We start from the raw sequence: 20437 nt of genomic DNA on the forward strand, positions 1-20437 counted from the left end.
GTTCGGCTGCGGAATCTGCGCCATAAATCTTGCACCCGTGCCGCTCATCATAAATCACTAGATGCCAAAGGAGCGAATGAACATGGAAAAAGCAAACAACAAGCTGGTCGAGGAACTGTTTTCGGATATCGAGGATTTGGATTTCGTGGAGATCAGCGAAGCGACGGCTTTGCCGGAAACGGCAGCGACCAGCGGATCGATGATCAGCAACGGCTGCTCGACGTGCGGTTCCAGCTCGTGCTGCTCGTCGTAATCGCTCCGCATTCTTGACGGAAGCAACTCCAGTAAAAAATAAAACAAAATCAAAGGAGACGTTAAACATGGAAAAAGCAAACAATAAGCTGGTCGAGGAACTGTTTTCGGATATCGAGGATTTGGATTTCGTGGAAATCAGCGAAGCAACCGCTTTGCCGGAAACGGCAGCGACCAGCGGATCGATGATCAGCAACGGCTGCTCGACGTGCGGTTCCAGCTCGTGCTGCTCGTCGTAATTTCTGACATAACATCCTTTAGATCAAATACTTTTACAAACGTGAAGGGAGGAACTGGCGGTGGAAGAGTTGTTGGGTAAAAAGTTGGCTAAATTGGATTTGAATTTCTTAGAACGTCTTAGTCGGGAAGCTTGTACGGACGACACGCTATATTTATTGTTCGAAGCGGAGGCTGAGCACAACTTGCGGTACCCGGGCGAAACATTGCTGCGTTTCTTATTCTTTAACGAAGGTAAAGTGTTTGTTCGATCGGATACCAGCAAGGATATCCATATCTATGAAAACGAACAATTCGCTATACCTGCCGACACGTCGCAGTGCATCCTTTTACTCGGGGCTGACGGGGCCGAATCGCGCCGAGAAGAAGTCGAACAGCTATACGACAAACTATTAAAAGTGTTAAATCGCAAACGCGTCGAGTATCGAACAATGGAACAAAGCGCATTTTCCGGCAGAAGTCGCCGCCTGCACGTATTGCGTGCCGCGTCAGTCAGAATCGGAGCGAATACAGTATTGTGAACTTGGAATGAAGGAACTTCTCTTTTATAGAGAGGTTCCTTTTTACGCTTTCACGCAGAGCAAAGGAAACACTTCGCATTCGTTCATTCAATGCCTGGTCAACGAACGAGCAAATGCTCGGCATTTATAACCACGCGCGGCGAAATCGGCTTCGGCTGCAACCGCGCGGACGATATCCCGGCATCCGAGGTGTTGGCAGACGGCTAATTAATTTTTTTTTGAAAAGGACATGCGTCGTTGACACCCTTTTCCGTGGCTTATACAATTCCTTCTATGAATATACATCGCTTGTACGGAAAAGGAGAACCATTCAACCATGCTGCATAACCCCACGGGCCGCGAGCGGCTCGGACTTGCGCTGCTTCTGTCCACGCTCGGCATTCTCGGTCCGCTCAACATCGACATGTACCTGCCCAGCTTCCCCGGGATCGCTTCCGATCTGGGCGCGCAAGCTTCGCTCGTGCAGCTCAGTCTCACCGCCTGCCTGATCGGCCTTGCGATCGGCCAGATCATCGTCGGTCCGATCAGCGACGCCCGCGGCCGGCGGGGGCCGCTGCTGATCTCGCTGCTTCTGTTCGCCGCATCTTCGGTCATGTGCGCGCTGTCGACCAGCATCGAGATGCTGATCGCGGCCCGTTTCCTGCAAGGCCTGACCGCTTCGGGCGGCATCGTGCTGTCCCGAGCCGTCGTGCGCGACGTGTTCAGCGGCCGCGAACTGACGCAGTTCTTCTCGCTGCTGATGGTCATCAACGCCGTCGCGCCGCTGCTCGCCCCGATCATCGGCGGAGCCGTGCTGCTGCTGCCGGGTTCGAGCTGGCACACCATTTTCTACGTGCTCGGATTGCTCGGCTTCATCATTTTGCTGATCGTCGGCTTCCGGCTTAAGGAGACTTTGCCGCCGGAAAAAAGACAGCCGAGCTCGATCGGTCATTCTCTACGCACGATGGGCAGCCTGATGAAAGACCGTTCGTTCATGGGCTATGCCCTGACGCTCGGATTTATCCACGGCGGCAGCTTCGCTTATGTATCCGGTACGCCGTTCGTGTATCAGGATATTTACGGCGTATCGCCGCAGGCATTCAGTATCCTGTTCGGCATCAACGGCATCGCGATCATTCTGGGCAGCTTCATCATCGGGCGTTTCAGCAGCTTCGTGCCCGAGCGAAATCTGCTTCGGATCGGCGTCGTTACGGCAGCGAGCGCCACGCTTGTGCTGCTGATATCTTCGATCATTCAAGGGCCTTTGTACACGATCGTCGTTCCGCTATTCGTCTACATGATCACGATCGGGATCACGGCAACCAGTACGTTCACGCTCGCCATCGCGCGCCAAGGCCATCGGGCCGGCAGCGCCAGCGCGGTGCTGGGATTGTTCCCGCTGCTGATCGGCTCGATCGTATCGCCGCTCGTCGGATTGGACGAGAGTACGCCGGTCCCGATGGGCGCGATCTTGTTCGTGACGGCTTTGCTCGGCGCGACAGCTTTCTTTATGATGACGCGCCCCGAGAAAGAAGAATCGGTCAAATCGTAAGAACGATCCTATTTAAAACTCCTGCACGGACTTAGGTCCAGACAGGAGTTTTGTTTTTTATCCCGGAATCTCGTGCGGGATAACGATATTTAATTTTCCTTTCCTTCCCGCCCTAGAAAAATCCGGATTGGATTTAGGCGCATTAGCGGAGGGAGAAATTCAGTGAAAGACGCCTTTGAAGTCGTAAAGCTGAAAGCTTTATGACTGAGACAGCATCTTGTGAAGCATTTCGAAGAAATGCACTTCGGAAGCATATGCTGGTAATTTCTCCCGCAGCGCCTCAAGCGCCTAATCCTTCCCCGATCCGACTTTTTCACAAAAATTCATAATCTTTTTTTGTCCTTTTTAACGAGACATCTGCTCTGAACGCTTTTGCCCGGATGCCTGATTCTTTTTCTTTCCGAATGAATGTTTGTCCTTCATAGGCGTACTACAGTCCCCCTAACATACCGTAACCGTGTCAGAGCCGTGAGATTTCCTGTTGTTTTTTCAAAACGATTGGCATAGAATTTGCTGGTGCGATTCTGCGACGCTTTAACGTACGATGAAATTAACTTTTCATGCACAGCAGAGCCGATTCATGCGAAAAATAAGAAACAGTGAGAATTTTGGAGGCGTTGGTTGTGGAAGAGAAACAATTAAGCCGGGGGCTTAAAGCCCGGCATATCGAGCTGATCGCGCTGGGGGGAACCATCGGAGTCGGCCTGTTCATGGGGTCCTCAAGCACGATACAATGGGCGGGACCGTCGGTGCTGCTGGCGTACATGCTGGCGGGACTCGTGATGTTCCTTGTCATGCGAATTATGGGAGAGATGCTGATTGCCGAGCCGGTCACGGGATCTTTCGCCACGTTCGCGCATAAATATATCCATCCGGTCGCGGGTTATTTGACGGCTTGGAGCTATTGGTTCCTGTGGGTAACGGTCGGCATGTCCGAAGTGACGGCGATCGGGATCTACTTCGGTTACTGGTATCCGGATATCCCGCAGTGGATTCCGGCTCTGGTCGGTGTCGGAATTATCGCGGCAGCCAATATGGCGGCAGTGAAATTCTACGGCGAATTCGAATTCTGGTTCGCCATGATCAAAGTCGTCGCGATCGTGGCCATGCTGATTCTCGGTACGGGCCTGATCTTTTTCGGATGGGGCAACGGCGGCGTTCCGATCGGCTTCGCGAATCTGTATGAACACGGCGGATTTTTCGCGGGCGGGCTGAAAGGCTTCCTGTTCGCGCTCTGTATCGTCACCGCCGCTTACCAGGGCATCGAGATGATCGGGATCACGGCGGGCGAAGCGGAGAATCCGAAAGTGACGCTGCGAAGAGCGATCAAAAACATCGTGTGGCGGATTCTCGTGTTCTACGTCGGCGCGATCTTCGTGATCGTGACTATCTATCCGTGGAACGAAGTCGGCGTGACGGGCAGTCCCTTCGTATTGACCTTCGCCAAGGTCGGCATCGTCGCGGCGGCGGGCATCATCAACTTCGTCGTATTGACGGCGGCGATGTCCGGCTGCAACAGCGGCATTTACAGCGCGGGACGCATGCTGTTCACGCTGGCGGAGAACGGTCAAGCGCCGAAGTTCTTCGGGAAAATTTCCAAAAGCGGCGTGCCGCGCAACAGTATCATGACGACGATCGCTTTGCTGCTGATTGGCGTGCTGCTCAACTATCTGATGCCGGATTCCAAGCTGTTCTTGTATATCTACAGCGCGAGTATCCTGCCGGGCATGGTGCCGTGGTTCGCAATGGCGATCGGCCAATTCCGGTTCCGCCGCGAGCATGCGAGCGAGATGGACAGCCATCCGTTCAAGTCTTTGTTCTTCCCGGCGGCGAATTACTTCGTAATCGTCTTCCTGCTGCTGGTGCTGGTCGGCATGGTCATCAATGCGGATACGCGCATCCCGCTCGGCGTGGGCGCTGCGTTCATTCTGATTATGTTCGCGGTCTATTATCTGTTCGGGATCGGGAAAAAGTCGACGAACGCGCACGGAGATTCCTCCAAGTAAAAGGCTGTCTCGAAAGCTTGAACCGGAAAGTCTTTTCAACGAAAAATCGAAAAAAGCGAAACTGCGCTTCGGCGTCGGTTTCGCTTTTTTGCTATATTCAAGGCGTTCGTCCATATTGCTGTCACGGCATTGTATTTGCGCAAGCCATATGAATCCGGGAAGTTCGTGAAGGGCATGGGGTTGGTTGTGAACGGAGGTTGAACGAGTAACTAAAAAGAGCTTTTGGGAGTCGATAAATGTCGAAATTATAATCAATCAACCGATATATTTCGAGAAAAATAGAAATTTCCGGAAAAAGTCCTATTCACAATTGTCGGAAAATGCCGATAAGTAGAAATAAGATCTTTTACCGGGAAGGATGATCCATATGTTCAAATGGATGCGCTTTAACAATGTGCCTCTTAGCTTCAAGATGCTGCTGCCGCTGGTGCCGCCGTTGATCGCGCTTGTTCTGCTCTCCTCGCTTTCGGTCAACCTGGTTTCCCGATTGTCTGAGCGATTGATCGAACGTCTGTATAACGAAGCGCACCAAAGCATCACTTGGCTGCTGAACGCCGATCGCGACTTTTATCAGGCGCTGACGGAGCAGCAGAGCATGGCAGCGGCTTCGGGACAAGCGCTGACCGACCTCAAAGCCGACTTTGACGAAAACGTCGCGCAGACGGAAGAACGCGTGTTGAAAGCCGAGACGATCATGAAGGCGCATCCGGAACGTATTGAAGGTTATAAACATCCGGATTCCGGCAAAACCGCGTTTGAATTGTTTGACGACTTCAAGATTCAATTCGCCGCGTGGAAAGCGGACGCACAAGGCGGAACGATGGAACAATTCGATGCCGCGCGCGATGATATCAATCAGATCGAAGAAATTCTCGATACGTACAGCAACGATATCATCGCCGACAGCTTGGCCTACCAGCTTCAAATTCAACGCACGCTGTGGATCGGCTTGGCCGCGGCGCTTGCCGTGTCCGCCGTGGTCGGCGCAATCGTTATTCGCAATGTACGCCAACGTACGCAGGTTGCGGTCAGTTTGATTCGAAAGACGGCTGAACTGGATCTGAAGTATGACCCGACGTACGAGCGGTTTTTGGAGGAAAAAGACGAGTTTGCTCTGCTGATCCGTTCGGAAGCCGAAGCTCGCAAAGAATTCCGGGTCATCATCGAGGATGTGCAGCGCGAAAGTCACGGTATTGAACAAGTCATGGATAGCGTAGCGGGCCGGATGGCCGAGCTTGACGATAGCGTGCAGGACATTTCCGCCACGACCGAGCAGTTGTCGGCGGGAATGGAGGAGACTTCGTCTTCGACGCTGAGCATGAGCGAGACGTCGGCCGAGATCGGTCGAGCACTCGAATCGATCGCCATGAAAGCGCAGGAAGGCGCGCGTTCGTCGGAACGCCTCAGCATTCGCGCAGCCGAGTTGAAATCCACGTTCCAACAGTCGTATCGCGAAGGCACGGCTTCTTATGAAGAGGTCAAAGGCAATCTGGAGCTGGCGATGGAAGAGTCCCGCGCGGTTGAACGCATCACATTGCTCGCCGAATCCATTCTCCAAATCACGGCACAAACCAATCTGCTGTCGCTTAATGCTTCGATCGAAGCGGCAAGAGCAGGCGAAGCAGGACGAGGCTTTGCGGTAGTTGCTGCCGAGATTCGCAAGCTTGCGGAAGATTCCAAGCAAGCCGCCGACGAAATTCAGGAAGTAACAGGAGCCGTGCTGCGTTCCGTGGGAAGCCTGAAGACCAATTCGGAGAGCTTGCTGGAGTTCTTTGCAGGCAGCGTGCAAGGCGATTACGCATTGATGCTCAAAGCCTCCGAGGAGTACGCGGAAGGCGCCGGAGATACCGAAGCCTTGTCGACTGACTTGAGCGCAACTACGGAAGAGCTGCTCGCTTCGATGGAAACCCTGGTCAAGTCCACCGACGAGATCGCGATGTCCGCCGGAGAAGGCGCAAGCGGAACGGGAACCATCGCGGAAAAAGCCAGCCTGGCTGCCGAAAATGCTTCCGACGTACTCAGCGGAGTGCGCTCTTCGAAGCAAGGCATCGAGACCTTGGCCAGCTCGGTCAAGAAGTTCAAACTGTAAGAGAAGCCGTTCACATTGTCGAGAAGACTTCGAGACAAATTGCCAGCATATGCTTCCGAAGTGCATGTCTTCGAAATGCTTCACAAGATGCTGTCTCACTCGGAAAAACGGATTGGATTTAAATAAAGATTTTTTCCGAGTTCAAAGGCATCCTTCACTGAATTTTTCTGTCTGTCTTCTCGCTTCCAGAGTTTCGAGAAACCCAGTCTCCATACAGAGACTGGGTTTCTTTTGAATGAGAGGTCTATGTTTAATCGATAAACGAAAAATCAATGTATCGAAGGGGACAAAGAAAGACTGTCGAGAAGCTCAAACGTGCCTGGAAGCGAGAAGACGGAGAGAAAAATTCAGGTCAAGACGCCTTTGAACTTGGAAAACTTCAACTCAAACTTTCAATCGACTTTTCCAAGTGAGACAGCGAATTGAACGAATTTTTCTCGCAGTCTTCTCACTTCCCCGCCAACGTAACTTCCTCGAGAACAACAAAAAAGGAGCGCCATAATCGCGCTCCTTCCTTTTTACGAGCGATCAGAACCCGCCAATCACCCGCTGAAAACCATCAGCCAGCTGCGAAGAGAAGCTGCCCAAGATAATCGCAACCGCGACCACTTGAATCGCAACCGTCAATACCAGGAACAGGGAAACCCGCTCTTCCGGAATGCGGAACATCCGAATCGCCGCATACTGCGTGAACACGAAGGCGAGCAGAATCGTTCCGGTCAGCAGCAGCATGGAAAGGGACGGGGAAACAAAGACCAGCAGGGCGCTGACGAGGAATACGGCCCCCGCGAACAACTGCACGCCTCCAAGACTGACGATGCCGTCGCGCGAAGACTGTTTTTCTTGTCCGCGCCAATTCCCGAGAAGGTAAGCCACAGCAAGCAAGATTACGACCGAAACGATAGAAGCGGCGAATAAAGGGCCCACGATCGTAATGCGACTGCTTAACGTGCCCGATAACGCTCCGAGATCGTCACCGAAAAATCCGATATCCGACAATCCGCCGGCAACGCTGTTCACGATACTGCGTTTCAACGCCCAAGCCCAGATCAGGAAGCCGAGGATCGGCGACACGATTCCGAAGATGCCGAGCATAAGATCCGAATCTCCGCGCAAACGAAGAGCGGACAACGGATTTTTCAACAAACCGAGCAGCTTGCCCGTGTCCAGCTTGTTCCACTCGCCTTTCGCTGCTTCGGCAAAACGCGAAGCTGTCGCAGAAGCCGCGCTGGATTGTCCGGGTTGACCCGGCTGCCTTGCATGTCCGGAGGGACCTTCGGTTACGGGTTGGGCAACCGCCGGTAACGGTGCAGGTATTGCGGGTGCGGCATGGGGTGCGAGGAACGGTTGAGCCGCTTCTTCCTTAGGCCCTTCCGCTGAATGTTTTCCAAGCGATACTCCACCTATGTTTTCTTCCGATGTGCGAGATTCTTTCGGATCAAGCGGGCAGACGTGAATTTCTCCGGTCTGAATCTCCGTCCCGCAGTTCGTACAATAAGCCATTTCAAAATTCCTCCTGTTTCATTACGCATCGCTTGGCATCTTGCGGTTCCGAGTTTGCGTTTCTTTCTGTTATGTATAGAGAGCTACCGACTATTAGGGTAACATTTCCATTCACGGTATGCTATGTATTTTTGAACATGTCATCTAAAAATAATAAACCGAAAACGTTATAAAGTATGTCATAATAGAAATCGTGAAGACATAAATAGACGTTTTTTCGCTTATAAACGTTACTTAGCACGTCTATAAGCAAAAATAATGGTTAAATAGTACGTCATATATGTTTCATTTTTATGATTAGTGTCGTATTATATGTTTACGCAGAAGGAGACGCCAAACGCGAATTTATAAATCTTCTTGAAGCGTAAGCAAGAAATCGGAGGGTAACCTTGATCGAATTAACGGCAAGACAATTGAAGATCGTGGATATCGTGAAAAAGCAGGCGCCGATCACCGGAGAACAGATTGCCGAGAACCTGGGGCTTTCCAGGCCGACGATCCGTTCGGATCTCTCGCTGTTGGTCATGCTGGAATACGTGGATGCCAAGCCGAAGGTCGGCTACTTTCCCGGCCGCAAGTCGGCGGGCGGAGACAACGGCAGCGACCGGATGCGCGAAGCGAAGGTGCGCGATATTCAGAACGTGCCGATTATCATCCGCGAGACGACGACCATTCAAGATGCGGTGGTGACGTTGTTTTTGCAGGATGTCGGTACGCTGATTATTTGCGACGGCGAAGGCAAACTGGCCGGAGTCGCGTCGCGCAAAGACTTTTTAAAAGTAACGTTAGGCAATCCGGGTTCGGCTTCGATGCCCGTCAGCATGGTCATGACCCGCATTCCGAAGGTCATCACGACATCGCCTGACGAATCGGTATTGGAAGCCGCGCACAAGATGATTATGCACGAGGTAGACAGTTTGCCGGTGATCGATGCCGATCCGGAAGAAACGGGAGGCAAGCCGGCTATCGTGGGACGATTGACGAAGACGGCCATCGTTCAGCTTCTCCTCGACATTGAAACGACAGGATAACGGGAGGACACGCAGACGATGGAACAAAGCACGCCATTCATTACCATTTGTTCGGATTCGGTCGGCGATACGGCGGAAGCGGTCGTACAAGCCGTCATTCACCAATTCGAGCATCGGGAAGTTTCGATTAAGCGTTACGGCAACGTGCGGCATGAAGACGAGCTGCGCAAGTTGATGGAAGAAGCCGCCGAGCATAAAGGCTTCGTCGCCTATACGCTCGTTCAGCCGGAACTTCGCGAGACCATTCGCGAGGAAGCCGTGCGCTTGGATGTGCGGGTCGTCGATATTATGGGGCCCATGATGCAGGCGTTCATCGACACGTTCAGCGGAGCGCCGCCAACCCGGAGACCGGGCGTGCTGCGCAAGATGGACGAGAATTACTTCCGCCGCATGGAGGCGATCGAGTTTACCGTAGCCAGCGACGACGGGCGCGATCTTGGAGCGATGCTCGAAGCGGATATCGTGCTGATGGGCATCTCGAGAACGTCGAAGACGCCGCTGGGCATTTTTCTCGCTCATCGGGGGAAGAAGGTCGTCAATTATCCCGTCGTGCCCGAAATCGCGCCGCCTCAGCAGCTGCTCAGCCTGCCCAAAGAACGGTTGGTCGGCCTGACGATTGCGCCGGAGGCGATGCTCAAGATCCGTTCCGAACGGCTCCGCTCGCTGGGACTTCCGGTAGGTTCGCAATACGACAGCCTGGAGCGGATCAAGGAAGAATTGGACTATGCCGAGACGCTGTATGCGCGGTTGGGCTGCCTGGTCGTGGATATTACGGATCGAGCGATCGAAGAGACGTCCGGCTTAATCTTGAACGGATTGCAACTTTGACGAAGGAAATACGAAGACGCCAGTAAACAAGATCGACTTACAGCGTTCTTCTTTACTTAATAGCTTTAACGCGGAACCCTTGCAATTCATGAAAGTATCGCGATAACGGATACCCGAATGAATGGATCAAAAGGCATCCGACGAATCGAATGGAGGGATTGACCATGGAACGCGAATTGACCCTGGAGATTGTGCGAGTGACGGAGTTAGGTGCATTGGCAGCGGCGAAATGGATCGGCAGAGGGGACAAAAATGCGGCGGACGGCGCGGCCACGACCGCGATCCGCTCCATGTTCGATTCCGTTTCGATTAACGGCACGGTCGTGATCGGCGAAGGCGAGATGGACGACGCCCCGATGCTGTACATCGGCGAACAGGTCGGAACGAAAGAAGGCCCCGAAGTCGATGTGGCGGTCGATCCGCTCGAAGGGACCGAAGTCGTCGCGGCCGGTTTGCACAATGCGCAGGCCGTGATCGCGATCGCGGAAAAAGGCAGTTTGCTGCATGCGCCGGATATCTATATGGAGAAACTGGCCTGCGGCCCGGAGCTTGCGGGCAAGCTGAGCCTGAACGATCCGGTCGAGCTGACCCTGCAAAAGGCCGCTCATTACACGGGCCGCGCGCTTTCCGACCTGACCGTCATGGTGCTGGAGCGCGAGCGCCACGAAGAACTGATCTCCCGGCTGCGCGGAGCGGGCGTGCGCATCAAGCTGCTCGGTCACGGCGACGTGGCGGGCGCGATCGCCGCGGCGCTGCCGGACAGCGGCGTCGATCTGTATCTCGGTTCCGGCGGTGCGCCGGAAGGCGTGTTGGCTGCCGCGGCCATGCGCTGCCTCGGCGGCGATATGCAGGGACGCCTGCTGCCGGACGGCCCGTTCGAGAAGCAGCGCTGCATCTCGATGGGCATCGAAGATCCTTCCCGCGTGCTGACGCTGGAAGACATGGCGGGCACCGGCGACGTGCTGTTCGCGGCGACGGGCGTGACGAGCGGCGAGTTTCTGGACGGCGTTCGCATGATCGGCAAAGACCGCGCCGAGACTCACTCCGTCATCATGCGCGCCAGCAGCCGTACCGTGCGCTACATCCGCAGCATGCACTACTTGCCGCTGAAGCAGTTCCCGACGGGGCTTGCGGAAGTGCCGGTGATCGGCAAAGTCGCTTCGCTGTAATCCAGTCATCGAATCGCATTCTTCCGTTCTTTAGGGTTAGCCTTGCTTTTCGCTTTCGTTTTGATTTTCGATTCTCTGTTTCCTTGCTCGCTCCGCGATTCTGCGGGCGAGTCTTTTTTTGTTTTTAGGCAAGTTGCCGTTCGGGCCGTTTTTCAAATTACAGGTTAACATTGGCTTTTCGACTTCCATCGACGGCTGCAAACCGGACAGGAAGCGGGGTCGCCTCACTCTTGCCCAAGGTCAACAAAGTTTGGCGGCTATCAGACTATTTCGCGGGGCTTACAACGTTCCCCTGCGGCTATAATGTTTCTGTAGACCCACTGCAAACCTGCTTGTTATGATGGACATCGTTCAGGAAATAAGGGGTTTGGGGGCAGCAAAATGGTTGATGTCTACGAAAAAATCAAAGAAGGCGAGCGGGGAGCCTGGGTCAGCATTATTGCGTATCTGATCCTGTCCGCGCTTAAGCTGACTGTCGGATACGTATTCCTGTCCAGCGCGCTGCAAGCGGACGGATTGAATAACTTGACGGATATCGTGGCTTCGATCGCGGTATTGATCGGGCTGCGCATTTCGCAAAAGCCGCCGGATAAAGACCACGCCTACGGCCATTTTCGCGCGGAAACGGTGGCGGCGCTCGTAGCTTCGGTGATTATGGCTTTCGTCGGACTGGAAGTGCTGGTCGGGGCGGGGCAGTCGATCGCGAGAGGCACGGGAGAAGCGCCTCAGGCCTGGGTAGCGGCCGTGGCGTTACTTTGCGCGGTGGCGATGTATGGCGTCTATCGGTACAACCGCGATCTGTCGATCAAGACGGGAAGCCAGGCGCTGATGGCTGCCGCAAAAGACAATCTGTCCGACGCCTTGGTCAGTATCGGCGCCGCGATCGGCATCCTCGGTTCGCAATTCGGCATGCCGTGGTTGGACGTGGTGACGGCATTCGTCGTAGGCTTGATCATTTGCAAAACGGCCTGGGAAATTTTGCGCGACTCCTTGCACCGTCTAACCGATGGGTTTGATGAAAAGGAACTGACCGAAATTCGCGAAGCGATCGCGCAGGTCGAGGGCGTCGAATATGTACGCGAGCTGAAGGCGCGCGTTAACGGAAGCCAGACGGTACTGGATGTCACCATTGAAGTTCCGCGCGACTTGAGCATCGTCGAAGGCCATGATATCGCGGACCGGGTCGAGCATGAAATGAAAGAAAACCATGCGATTTATTTTGTCAGCGTCCATGTGGAACCGAAAGAATAGTCCTGTCAAGCAACTACCGAAGGAACCGAAGCCCCTAACAGCCGAGGTTCTTTTTTGCGATCGGAAAATATATGGCGCACCGAGGTTGTCGCTGTGTATTCGGGGGTAAAAAGAAGCAGCAAGCCATCATCGACTTCCGAGAGGGGAACATCATATGGGCAATCCGAAAGCGCTGATTTCCGGGGCGAGCATCGCCGGTTTGAGCACCGCGTTTTGGCTGGGCAAAGCAGGCTGGGACGTGACCGTGATCGAACGCGCCGAGGCTTTTCGCGACGGCGGGCAAAATATCGACGTGCGGGGCGCAGCGCGGGAAGTGCTGCGCAAAATGGGGTTGGAAGATCAGGTTCGCGCCCGGACGACGACCGAAAAAGGCACCGCATTCGTGAACGGTCAGGGAGAGGTCGTCGGCGCTTTCCCGGTCGAAGGTTCCGACGGGCTGACGGCGGAACTGGAGATTTTGCGCGGCGATCTGGCACGAATCGTATTGGACGCCCTTCCGGCCGGCGTGAATATCCGCTACGGCGAACGGATCGAAAGCGTGTCCGATCCGGGCGATTATGTGCAGGTCGCTTTGCGCTCGGGAGCGACGGAAACCTATGATCTGTTGATTATCGCGGAAGGCGTGCGATCCAAAACGCGCGAGCTGGTTTTCGCGGAGGAAGTCTCGCGGCGCGAGCTTCAGCTCAATATCGCTTACGGCACGATCGCGCGGACGCCGGAAGACGACGATTGGTGGCGTTGGTATACCGCCACGGAAAAGCGCCAAGTCTGCTTGCGTCCCGACAATCAGGGGACGATCCGCGCGATGCTCGCTTACGGCAGCGAGCGCAGCATCGCCGATCTGTCGCCCGATCAGGCGCGCTCTGAACTGCGCGATATTTTCGCGGGCGCCGGATGGCAAACGGATCGCGTGATCGAAGGCTTTTCGACTTCGCAGGACGTATATTTCGACTATCTGACGCAGATCAAGATGCCGGACTGGTCGAAAAAAAGAGTCTGCGTCACCGGCGACGCAGCTTGGTGCGTGACGCCGCTGGGCGGAGGCGGATCGTCGCTCGCGCTGATCGGCGGATACGTGCTGGCGGCTTTCTTGTCGCAGTCCTCGGACGAATCTTCGACGTCAACGCAAAAAGCCGACAATCTCAATATCAGCGAAGCGTTGGATCGCTACGAAAAGTGGATGCGGCCGATCGTGGACGACGCGCAAAAGCTGCCGCCCGGCACGCCGGACCTGTTTTATCCGCGAACCAAAATGGGCGTCGGCACGATCCGGACCGTGATCCGGATCGCCAGCTTCGGGCCGCTTCGCAAAGTCGCGTCCCGCATGGGGCATGTCGCCCGGACCAAGCGGGAGCTTCCGGAGATCCGATTGGTTCAAACGAAAAGCTGACAAGCGCCGGATGCTTCGTTTGCAGCAAGTTGCACCTGGAAGAATAAGCGAATCTGCTTATTCTTCTTGCGTATTCTTGATTCAATCGGATCGCAAATCAAAAAAGGACTTGGCCTTTCCGCCTTCAAGCGGAAAAACCAAGTCCTTTTTCGTCTGCGTTTTTTCGATTTACGAATGTTCGACTGATTGCGTGCCTGTAAGCTTTTCCGCTCGTTTTTGGTCGCTGCGTCCGACTCCCAGCACCAGCAGGAAACACAGGAATAACACGATCGCCGCCGACACGTACGGATAGTTGATGTTGACGTCGAACAACGATCCGGCCACGATCGGCCCCGCGATATTGCCCAGGCTGCTGTACGCGGAGTTGAGTCCGGCCGCAAATCCTTGCTGTTCGCCTGCGCGGCGCGAGATTTGCGTGCCGATCGCCGGACGAAGGATGTCGATCGACAGGAACACGATGAACGTGACCGTCACGATCAACCAGTATTCATGCACGAACAGCGTCATCAATACAAAGATTGCGGCTGCCGCCAGACAGATCGAGATCACGCGCTGCTCGCCGAAGCGGTTCAACAGCCACCCGAAGATCGTCGCCTGCACGACGGCGCCGGCGATCGAACCGAAGGTGATGATGATCGCGATATCGCGAGCCGTAAAGCCGAACTTGTGGTCCACGAACAGTCCGAATACCGTCTCGTAGTTCGCCAGGCCGAAAGCGCTGACGAATACGATAATCAGGCTGAGGAAATACGGCGTCCGGTACGAAGTGATCAGCTGCTTGAACAGGCTGTCGCGCTTGCCGACGTTCGCGGCCGCGATCTCGGCGCGGCGCTCGACGCTGAGCGATTCCGGCAGCACGAGCAGCGTGACCACGCCCGAGATCAGTGCGGCAATGCCGGCTGCGAAGAACGGCACGCGAATACCGAATTCGGCCAGGAAGCCGCCGATGCCGGGACCGATAATGAATCCGGTGGTAATGGCCGCATTGATGAAGCCCATGCCTTTCGCGCGCTCTTCGTCAGTCGTGATATCCGCCGTATAGGCCATGACGGCCGGCATGATCAGGGCCGCGCCGATGCCGCCGAGAATACGCGACACGAACAGCAGCCACGGCGCGTTCGCCAGACCGAACAGGAACTCCGATACGGCGAAGATGGCCATGCCGATAATAATGACCCGTTTGCGTCCGAGACGGTCGGAAATCCGGCCGCCGATCGGCGAACAGATCAATTGGGAGACGGAGAAAGTCGCGGTCAGCAGGCCTACGACACTGCCGCCGATATGCAGCGTATTCATGTAGGTCGGCATGATCGGAACGACCAGCCCGATGCCGGTGAAAACAAGGAAAATATTGAACATGAGCAGCAGCAGCGCCGCCCGATTGCGAAGCATCAAAGCCATGGTGACATCCTCCAAAGTTCTTTCGTTATTCTTTTTTTATTTATTTTGTACAATGCCATGCAGAAATACTTGAATCGCCAACCGATACGTTTCCAATGCCTGCGTAAGATTGGCGCGCCTCGACACCTGACTCAGCCCGATGACGAGCGCCTCCAGCACGAGAGCCAAGCCCTGGACATCATTCTCGCGGAATTCGCCGCTGTCGATTCCCTGCTGGATCAGCATGCGGTTGAACGACAGATGCTCGGCGACCATCTCGGCCAACCGATCCTCGACTTCGCAGGTTTTATCATCGCCGATAAAAAATTCGTCAGCCGCTTTGGTCAGCGGGTGATTCAAGTCTTCCCGTACCATCTGCTCCGCGAAGCCGTACATTTTTTCCGTCGCGGTCGTATGCAGATGTTCTTTTTCTCTCCATTTGGCGATCCAGTCCCGGTCCCATTCATCCAGCAGATACAAGAATAGACCTTCTTTGCTTTTAAAATGGTAGTAGAGATTGCCTTTGCTGCTGCCTGTCGCCGCCGTGATCTCTTCGATCGACGTCGCTTTATAGCCTTTTTGCACGAACAAATGGCGCGCGGCGTCCGCGATCTTTTTGCGGGTCTGCTCGCTTTGGATTTGTTTCTTGTTCACATGTCCTCACCCTGGCTTTCTTATAAAAAGCTCCCGTTCCGGAATGTTCGCTAACGTTTTCCGGACGGGCGCTTGATTGTACGGGATATAAAAAGTATCGGTTTTATACTGAACGTTCGGTCAATATCTTACCAAATTCAAGCCGAAGTCGCAATAAAGAAATTAGGTAAGCGATACGGTTCGAAGCAAAAAGCCTGTTTGAGCTGCATTGTCCGCATCCTTTATAATGAATAAAAACGCGATTTCAAGCAGATAAGGGTCGAAGCGATGAACATTCAGGAAAAGGTTTTGGCACGAATCCAAGAACACGGCAGCGAAATTACGGTAACGGATACGAATGTTTTATATGAAGAAAAAGGAAGGTTCAGGGTGCTGGGCTTCGCCGACGGCGACGTGCAGGGAGCGATGGATTTGGATGATCCGCGACGGATCGTGCTTGAATATCCGAGGGCGATCATTTACCTGATGGAGCATAACGAACCTGGTTTCGAGCGGGCTTTTATCATCGGGCACGGAATCGGAACGATTGCCGGATATTTTGCGGATCGCGATATGCGGACAGCCGAGATCAGCCCGGCGATCGCGTCGATCAGCCGGACTTATTTCGGATATGCGGGACCGGAAGTGAACGTGGGCGACGGCCGACAATTACTGAATCAGGAAGCGGATGGATCACTGGATTATATCGTTTTGGATGCTTTTACGGAAAAGGGAACGCCTTGGCATCTGTTTACGCGGGAGTTTTGGAGTTTGGCCGACCTGAAGCTGAACGAACGAGGCGCGGTTCTGCTGAACGTGTTCGGTCGGGGACAGAGGGATTCGTTTATCGACGCGGTGTGGGCCGGGTTGTCGGAAGCTTTTGCTCATATCCGAGGATTTGCGTTGCCTCCCGACGATCCGCGCGATACCACCAATCGGATTCTGATCGGAGGTAAGCGCGCCGCTCAAGCCAAGCTGGGGCAAATGGCAGGATTTCAACCCGCAGAGCCTGAACGCGGAACCGTATTGGAAGACGAGATGTTCGGTTATCGGCAAGAATGAGGAGGTCTGCATAATGAAGGAACAGCACAGCAAGGCACCTATCGTAACGACATTATACCTAACGCGTCACGGTCAAACGGAATGGAATCTGGAGGGCCGACTGCAAGGACGCAAAGACTCGCCGTTGACGGAAAAAGGAGAACGGCATGCGGGTTGGCTCGGCGAATCGCTTGCGGACGTGCCGCTCGATGCCATCTATAGCAGCTCAAGCCCGCGCGCGGTACGGACGGCGGAAATTTTGCGAGGCAAAAGGCCGATTCAACTTCATGCGGTAAAGGATCTGCAGGAAGTGGACATGGGGCATTGGGAAGGTCGAACCGGAGCGGATATCGCAGCCGGATCGCCGGATGAATACGAGGCATTTTGGAAGGAACCGCATCGGTATGAGCCGACGAACGGCGGGGAGTCCTTTGTGCAATTGGGGAATCGGGTCGTTCCGGCCATCGAGCGTATTCTGAACGAAAACCACGGACGCAGCATTTTGGTCGTCACTCATGCCGCCGTGCTGAATCTGCTTATGACGGCGTTCAACGGGCAGGCAATCTCGGAAATGTGGAAGCCGCCGATCTTGGAATCGACCTGCCTGTGCAAAGTGGTGTACGGGCCGGGCGGAATGAACGTGGAGCTGCACGGGGACGTCTCGCATTATCGGACTTAGGACGCGTCGCGAACGAGGAGGAGGGGGAAAATGCTGGAGTTGAACGATCCGGTCTGGAGCCGTCTGACTACCGCTTACGGAGACGGGGAAGAGGCTGCACGGCTGCTGTGTCGCTTGGTTCAAGCCGCGGAAGACGCGGAGCTGAGACAGGAGCTATTTGAGCTGCTGCTGCATCAGGGCACGATCTATACGACCACATTGGCGGCTATGCCTTATTTGGCCGAAATGGCCGAGCGGACCGAAGATACGGAGACTTTGGCGGATTTGTATATCGTTTGCGGTTGGATGGAGAGCGGGCGCGAGCAGGGTGCGGACCGACTGAATATCGCATCCTCCGGCGAGTTTCGCAGAGAGCGCCAGCCCAAGCTTCCGGACGAGGCGATCGCAAGCATTGCCGAAGGTTATCGAACCGGGTTGGAGCGTCTGAGTCGGCTGCATGAACGGGCTGCGGGATTGGCGTTAAAAGGCATCGAACAGTCAAGCGACGAAGCTTCAATCGTGATCCGCGAATCGGATGAAAACGAAAATCCCGAAGCCGTCTATCTGCTGGCAGCATGGGCGGCTTATGCGGGAGAGATCGAAGCGGCGCGATTGTTGTTCCGTTTTCCGGAAGGCGACGAATACAGCGGAGCATGCCCGAGCTGTCAGGCGGATTGGTACGTGTGGCCGAAAGAAGACGAAGCGGGGATCCTAGTCGTGTACACGGATGATCCCGTGACGGTGCAAAAAGAGAATCGTGCTTCGGCAACCGTGCAAGCGACAGCTGCGACTGCACTGCGGACGGAGCTGCAAACGCTGGCTCGCGAAGCGAGACGTATCGGCGCACGCCGTTTGGCCGCAGCGATTCCTTCGCTGGATGGACAGGCAATCTGCCCGGAATGCGGGGCTGAGGTGTCGGTCTGGGAAGCTTTGGTCGGTTAAAAAAGGAGGAGAGGTCAAATCGATACGGATAAGAAGTTTTTGAGCAAAGAAAGATTGGCTGCGGTTGCGCTGATCCTGTATATATTTCCGTACGCGTCATTTCTTATGGAGGCGCACTATCGGGGCTCATTGCTTGTAGGAGGTTTGTTAGTCGTAGCCGGAACGGTTTTATTGGCAACGGCGGCCCGGGTTTACGGTTCGATCTATCTGGTACTGCTCGGCAACGTGATCTCGGCATTTATTTCTTATCTTTTTATCCGGGATTGGTCGGGAACGACGGCTAAGATCTTATTTTTCGAGCCGTTGTCCATCCTTCAAGCCATGTTTGCATACGCGGGCTTTTTGTGGGTCGTGCAGGCGATTACAATGATCGTCATCGAGATTGTACGCCGCCGTAAAGGTACAAAGACCGTATCTAACGAAACATGAAACTTGGAAAAGAACGAAATCAAAAAACCTCTCCGTCCCGAGAAAACAAGGACGGAGAGGTTTTGACGTATGTGCGCACGCAAACTCGATATTGCTATCCAAGTTTGCGAAAAGGTTCGAATTATCCGTTTTTCAAAACGGTCGAACCGCCTTCTTTGCGTTTAAGGGCCTGATCGGCAGCGGCCGTGAACAATACGTCCGACGAAGAATTGAGCGCGGTCTCGCAGGAATCTTGCACGACGCCGATAATGAAGCCGACACCGACGACTTGAATCGCGATTTCGTTCGGGATGCCGAATAGGCTGCATGCCATCGGGATCAACAGCAGGGAACCGCCGGCGACGCCGGAAGCACCGGCCGCCGCGACCGCGGACAACACGCTGAGCAGCAGCGCCGTGCCGAAGTCTACCTGAATGTTCAAAGTATGGACCGCAGCCAACGTCAATACGGAAATAGTGACGGCCGCTCCGGCCATATTGATGGTCGCGCCCAAAGGAACGGATACGGAATACGTTTCTTTGTCGAGTCCCAGTTTTTCGCAAAGCCGCATATTCACCGGAATGTTGGCGGCCGAGCTGCGGGTGAAGAAAGCCGTGATGCCGCTCTCTCTCAAACAGCGCAAAACCAGCGGGTACGGGTTGCTGCGAATTTTGACGTAAACGATCAGTGGATTGACGACCAAAGCGATAAACAGCATGCATCCGACCAATATGGCAAGCAGCATTCCGTAAGTTTGCAAAGACGAAATACCGTTGGTCGTGATCGAATCGAACACCAATCCGAGAATGCCGATCGGCGCGAAGCTGATTACCCAGCCCACGATACGCGTTAACGCATCCGACACGTTTTCGATGACTTCCTTGGTTCCGTCTTTGGCGTGACGCAGCGCGGCACCCAATACGATCGCCCAAGCCAAAATCCCGATATAATTGGCGTTCATCAAAGCACTGACCGGGTTATCGACGATATTAAGCAGCAAGGTGCGCAGCACTTCGACGATGCCTTGAGGCGGACTCAGTTCTTCCGAAGCGGAAACGAGCGACAAGATGACCGGAAAAGCGAAGCTGGCGAGCACTGCGGTCAATCCCGCCGAAAAAGTTCCGATCGCATACAAGGCGATAATCGATTTCATATTGGTTTTTTGGCCCTGGCGATGCCTGGAGACCGCTGCCGCGACCAAGAACAAGACGAGAATAGGAGCTACGCCTTTGAGCGCTCCGACGAAAAGCGTTCCGAACAACGCGATCCCTGTTGCTCCCGGAAGAGCCAAAGCCAGCAAAATTCCGAGAACCAGACCGGCCAGGATTCGTTTGACCAGACTGATTTGATTCCATTTGACCAACCACGCATACATATGAATACTCCTCCGCTACCGAATGATGCAATGCAAGCCCTCTGCCTATGCATCGAGTTACATTTGTGACAGTTTACTACGCAAAAGCGTCAATGTCTGTATGCAATTTGAGTTTTTAAGAAAATGGACAACTATTCGAGAGAAAAAAGCGTTTATGGAACTGTACGAAACCTTTCGTTTAAAAAATAAGCC

The 20437-nt window shown here is 54.3% G+C and carries 19 protein-coding genes; 15 read left to right on the forward strand and 4 right to left on the reverse strand.

Features of this window, described 5'->3' with window-relative positions; translation table 11 throughout:
• The first annotated feature begins 82 nt into the window (after positions 1–82).
• The 6 genes from HRQ63_RS22505 to HRQ63_RS22530 all read left to right on the forward strand — a co-directional run bounded on the left by HRQ63_RS22505 (position 83) and on the right by HRQ63_RS22530 (position 6636).
• On the forward strand, positions 83–253 hold the full coding sequence (locus tag HRQ63_RS22505) for a thiazolylpeptide-type bacteriocin (protein ID WP_172247404.1): 171 nt from the start codon (positions 83–85) through the stop codon (positions 251–253).
• 67 nt (positions 254–320) lie between these two features.
• Positions 321–491 carry a thiazolylpeptide-type bacteriocin gene (locus tag HRQ63_RS22510; protein WP_172247404.1) on the forward strand — a complete coding sequence of 57 codons (171 nt, stop codon included), beginning with the start codon at positions 321–323 and terminating at the stop codon, positions 489–491.
• A 60-nt stretch (positions 492–551) separates the two neighbouring features.
• On the forward strand, positions 552–1010 hold the full coding sequence (locus HRQ63_RS22515) for a hypothetical protein (protein ID WP_172247405.1): 459 nt from the start codon (positions 552–554) through the stop codon (positions 1008–1010).
• Between the two features lie 316 nt (positions 1011–1326).
• Complete coding sequence (locus HRQ63_RS22520) at positions 1327–2541, forward strand: Bcr/CflA family efflux MFS transporter (RefSeq protein ID WP_172247406.1); 1215 nt, start codon at positions 1327–1329, stop codon at positions 2539–2541.
• 623 nt (positions 2542–3164) lie between these two features.
• Positions 3165–4547: an amino acid permease gene (locus tag HRQ63_RS22525; RefSeq protein WP_172247407.1), complete on the forward strand. Its 1383-nt coding sequence runs from the start codon at positions 3165–3167 to the stop codon at positions 4545–4547.
• 367 nt (positions 4548–4914) lie between these two features.
• Positions 4915–6636, forward strand: coding sequence for a methyl-accepting chemotaxis protein (locus tag HRQ63_RS22530; protein ID WP_172247408.1), 1722 nt, complete (start codon positions 4915–4917; stop codon positions 6634–6636).
• Positions 6637–7164: 528 nt separating this feature from the next.
• On the opposite strand, the gene HRQ63_RS22535 is transcribed toward HRQ63_RS22530, so the two are convergent.
• Entirely contained in the window at positions 7165–8139 is a 975-nt protein-coding gene (locus tag HRQ63_RS22535; protein ID WP_172247409.1) for a hypothetical protein, read from the reverse strand.
• A 389-nt stretch (positions 8140–8528) separates the two neighbouring features.
• On the opposite strand from HRQ63_RS22535, the gene HRQ63_RS22540 reads away from it, so the two are divergent.
• From HRQ63_RS22540 to HRQ63_RS22560, 5 genes are all read left to right on the forward strand, one after another.
• Positions 8529–9170, forward strand: a complete 642-nt coding sequence (locus HRQ63_RS22540) for a helix-turn-helix transcriptional regulator (RefSeq protein WP_172247410.1) — start codon at positions 8529–8531, stop codon at positions 9168–9170.
• Between the two features lie 18 nt (positions 9171–9188).
• Positions 9189–9998: a pyruvate, water dikinase regulatory protein gene (locus HRQ63_RS22545; RefSeq protein ID WP_172247411.1), complete on the forward strand. Its 810-nt coding sequence runs from the start codon at positions 9189–9191 to the stop codon at positions 9996–9998.
• Positions 9999–10162: 164 nt separating this feature from the next.
• Positions 10163–11167 carry a class II fructose-bisphosphatase gene (glpX, locus tag HRQ63_RS22550; RefSeq protein WP_172247412.1) on the forward strand — a complete coding sequence of 335 codons (1005 nt, stop codon included), beginning with the start codon at positions 10163–10165 and terminating at the stop codon, positions 11165–11167.
• A gap of 381 nt (positions 11168–11548) precedes the next feature.
• Complete coding sequence (locus tag HRQ63_RS22555) at positions 11549–12418, forward strand: cation diffusion facilitator family transporter (protein ID WP_172247413.1); 870 nt, start codon at positions 11549–11551, stop codon at positions 12416–12418.
• 154 nt (positions 12419–12572) lie between these two features.
• A complete protein-coding gene (locus HRQ63_RS22560; protein WP_172247414.1) occupies positions 12573–13808 on the forward strand; it encodes an FAD-dependent monooxygenase in 1236 nt (411 codons plus the stop codon).
• Between the two features lie 168 nt (positions 13809–13976).
• On the opposite strand, the gene HRQ63_RS22565 is transcribed toward HRQ63_RS22560, so the two are convergent.
• Both HRQ63_RS22565 and HRQ63_RS22570 read right to left on the reverse strand, forming a co-directional pair.
• Entirely contained in the window at positions 13977–15209 is a 1233-nt protein-coding gene (locus tag HRQ63_RS22565; RefSeq protein ID WP_172247415.1) for an MFS transporter, read from the reverse strand.
• A 36-nt stretch (positions 15210–15245) separates the two neighbouring features.
• A complete protein-coding gene (locus HRQ63_RS22570) occupies positions 15246–15842 on the reverse strand; it encodes a TetR/AcrR family transcriptional regulator (protein WP_172247416.1) in 597 nt (198 codons plus the stop codon).
• Positions 15843–16130: 288 nt separating this feature from the next.
• Here HRQ63_RS22570 and HRQ63_RS22575 point away from each other — a divergent pair, with 288 nt between their 5' ends.
• From HRQ63_RS22575 to HRQ63_RS22590, 4 genes are read left to right on the forward strand one after another with little or no spacing between them, the layout of a single operon-like run.
• Positions 16131–16883: a spermidine synthase gene (locus HRQ63_RS22575; RefSeq protein ID WP_244966351.1), complete on the forward strand. Its 753-nt coding sequence runs from the start codon at positions 16131–16133 to the stop codon at positions 16881–16883.
• Positions 16884–16896: 13 nt separating this feature from the next.
• Positions 16897–17541 carry a histidine phosphatase family protein gene (locus HRQ63_RS22580; RefSeq protein WP_172247418.1) on the forward strand — a complete coding sequence of 215 codons (645 nt, stop codon included), beginning with the start codon at positions 16897–16899 and terminating at the stop codon, positions 17539–17541.
• 30 nt (positions 17542–17571) lie between these two features.
• Positions 17572–18462 carry a hypothetical protein gene (locus HRQ63_RS22585; RefSeq protein WP_172247419.1) on the forward strand — a complete coding sequence of 297 codons (891 nt, stop codon included), beginning with the start codon at positions 17572–17574 and terminating at the stop codon, positions 18460–18462.
• A 39-nt stretch (positions 18463–18501) separates the two neighbouring features.
• Positions 18502–18891, forward strand: coding sequence for a hypothetical protein (locus HRQ63_RS22590; protein ID WP_172247420.1), 390 nt, complete (start codon positions 18502–18504; stop codon positions 18889–18891).
• A gap of 121 nt (positions 18892–19012) precedes the next feature.
• Here the strand turns inward: HRQ63_RS22590 and sstT are convergent, their stop codons facing one another.
• Entirely contained in the window at positions 19013–20245 is a 1233-nt protein-coding gene (sstT, locus tag HRQ63_RS22595) for a serine/threonine transporter SstT (RefSeq protein WP_172247421.1), read from the reverse strand.
• Positions 20246–20437 lie beyond the last annotated feature (192 nt).

Origin of the sequence: Saccharibacillus endophyticus (assembly GCF_013185185.1) — a bacterium.
Taxonomy (GTDB): domain Bacteria; phylum Bacillota; class Bacilli; order Paenibacillales; family Paenibacillaceae; genus Saccharibacillus; species Saccharibacillus endophyticus.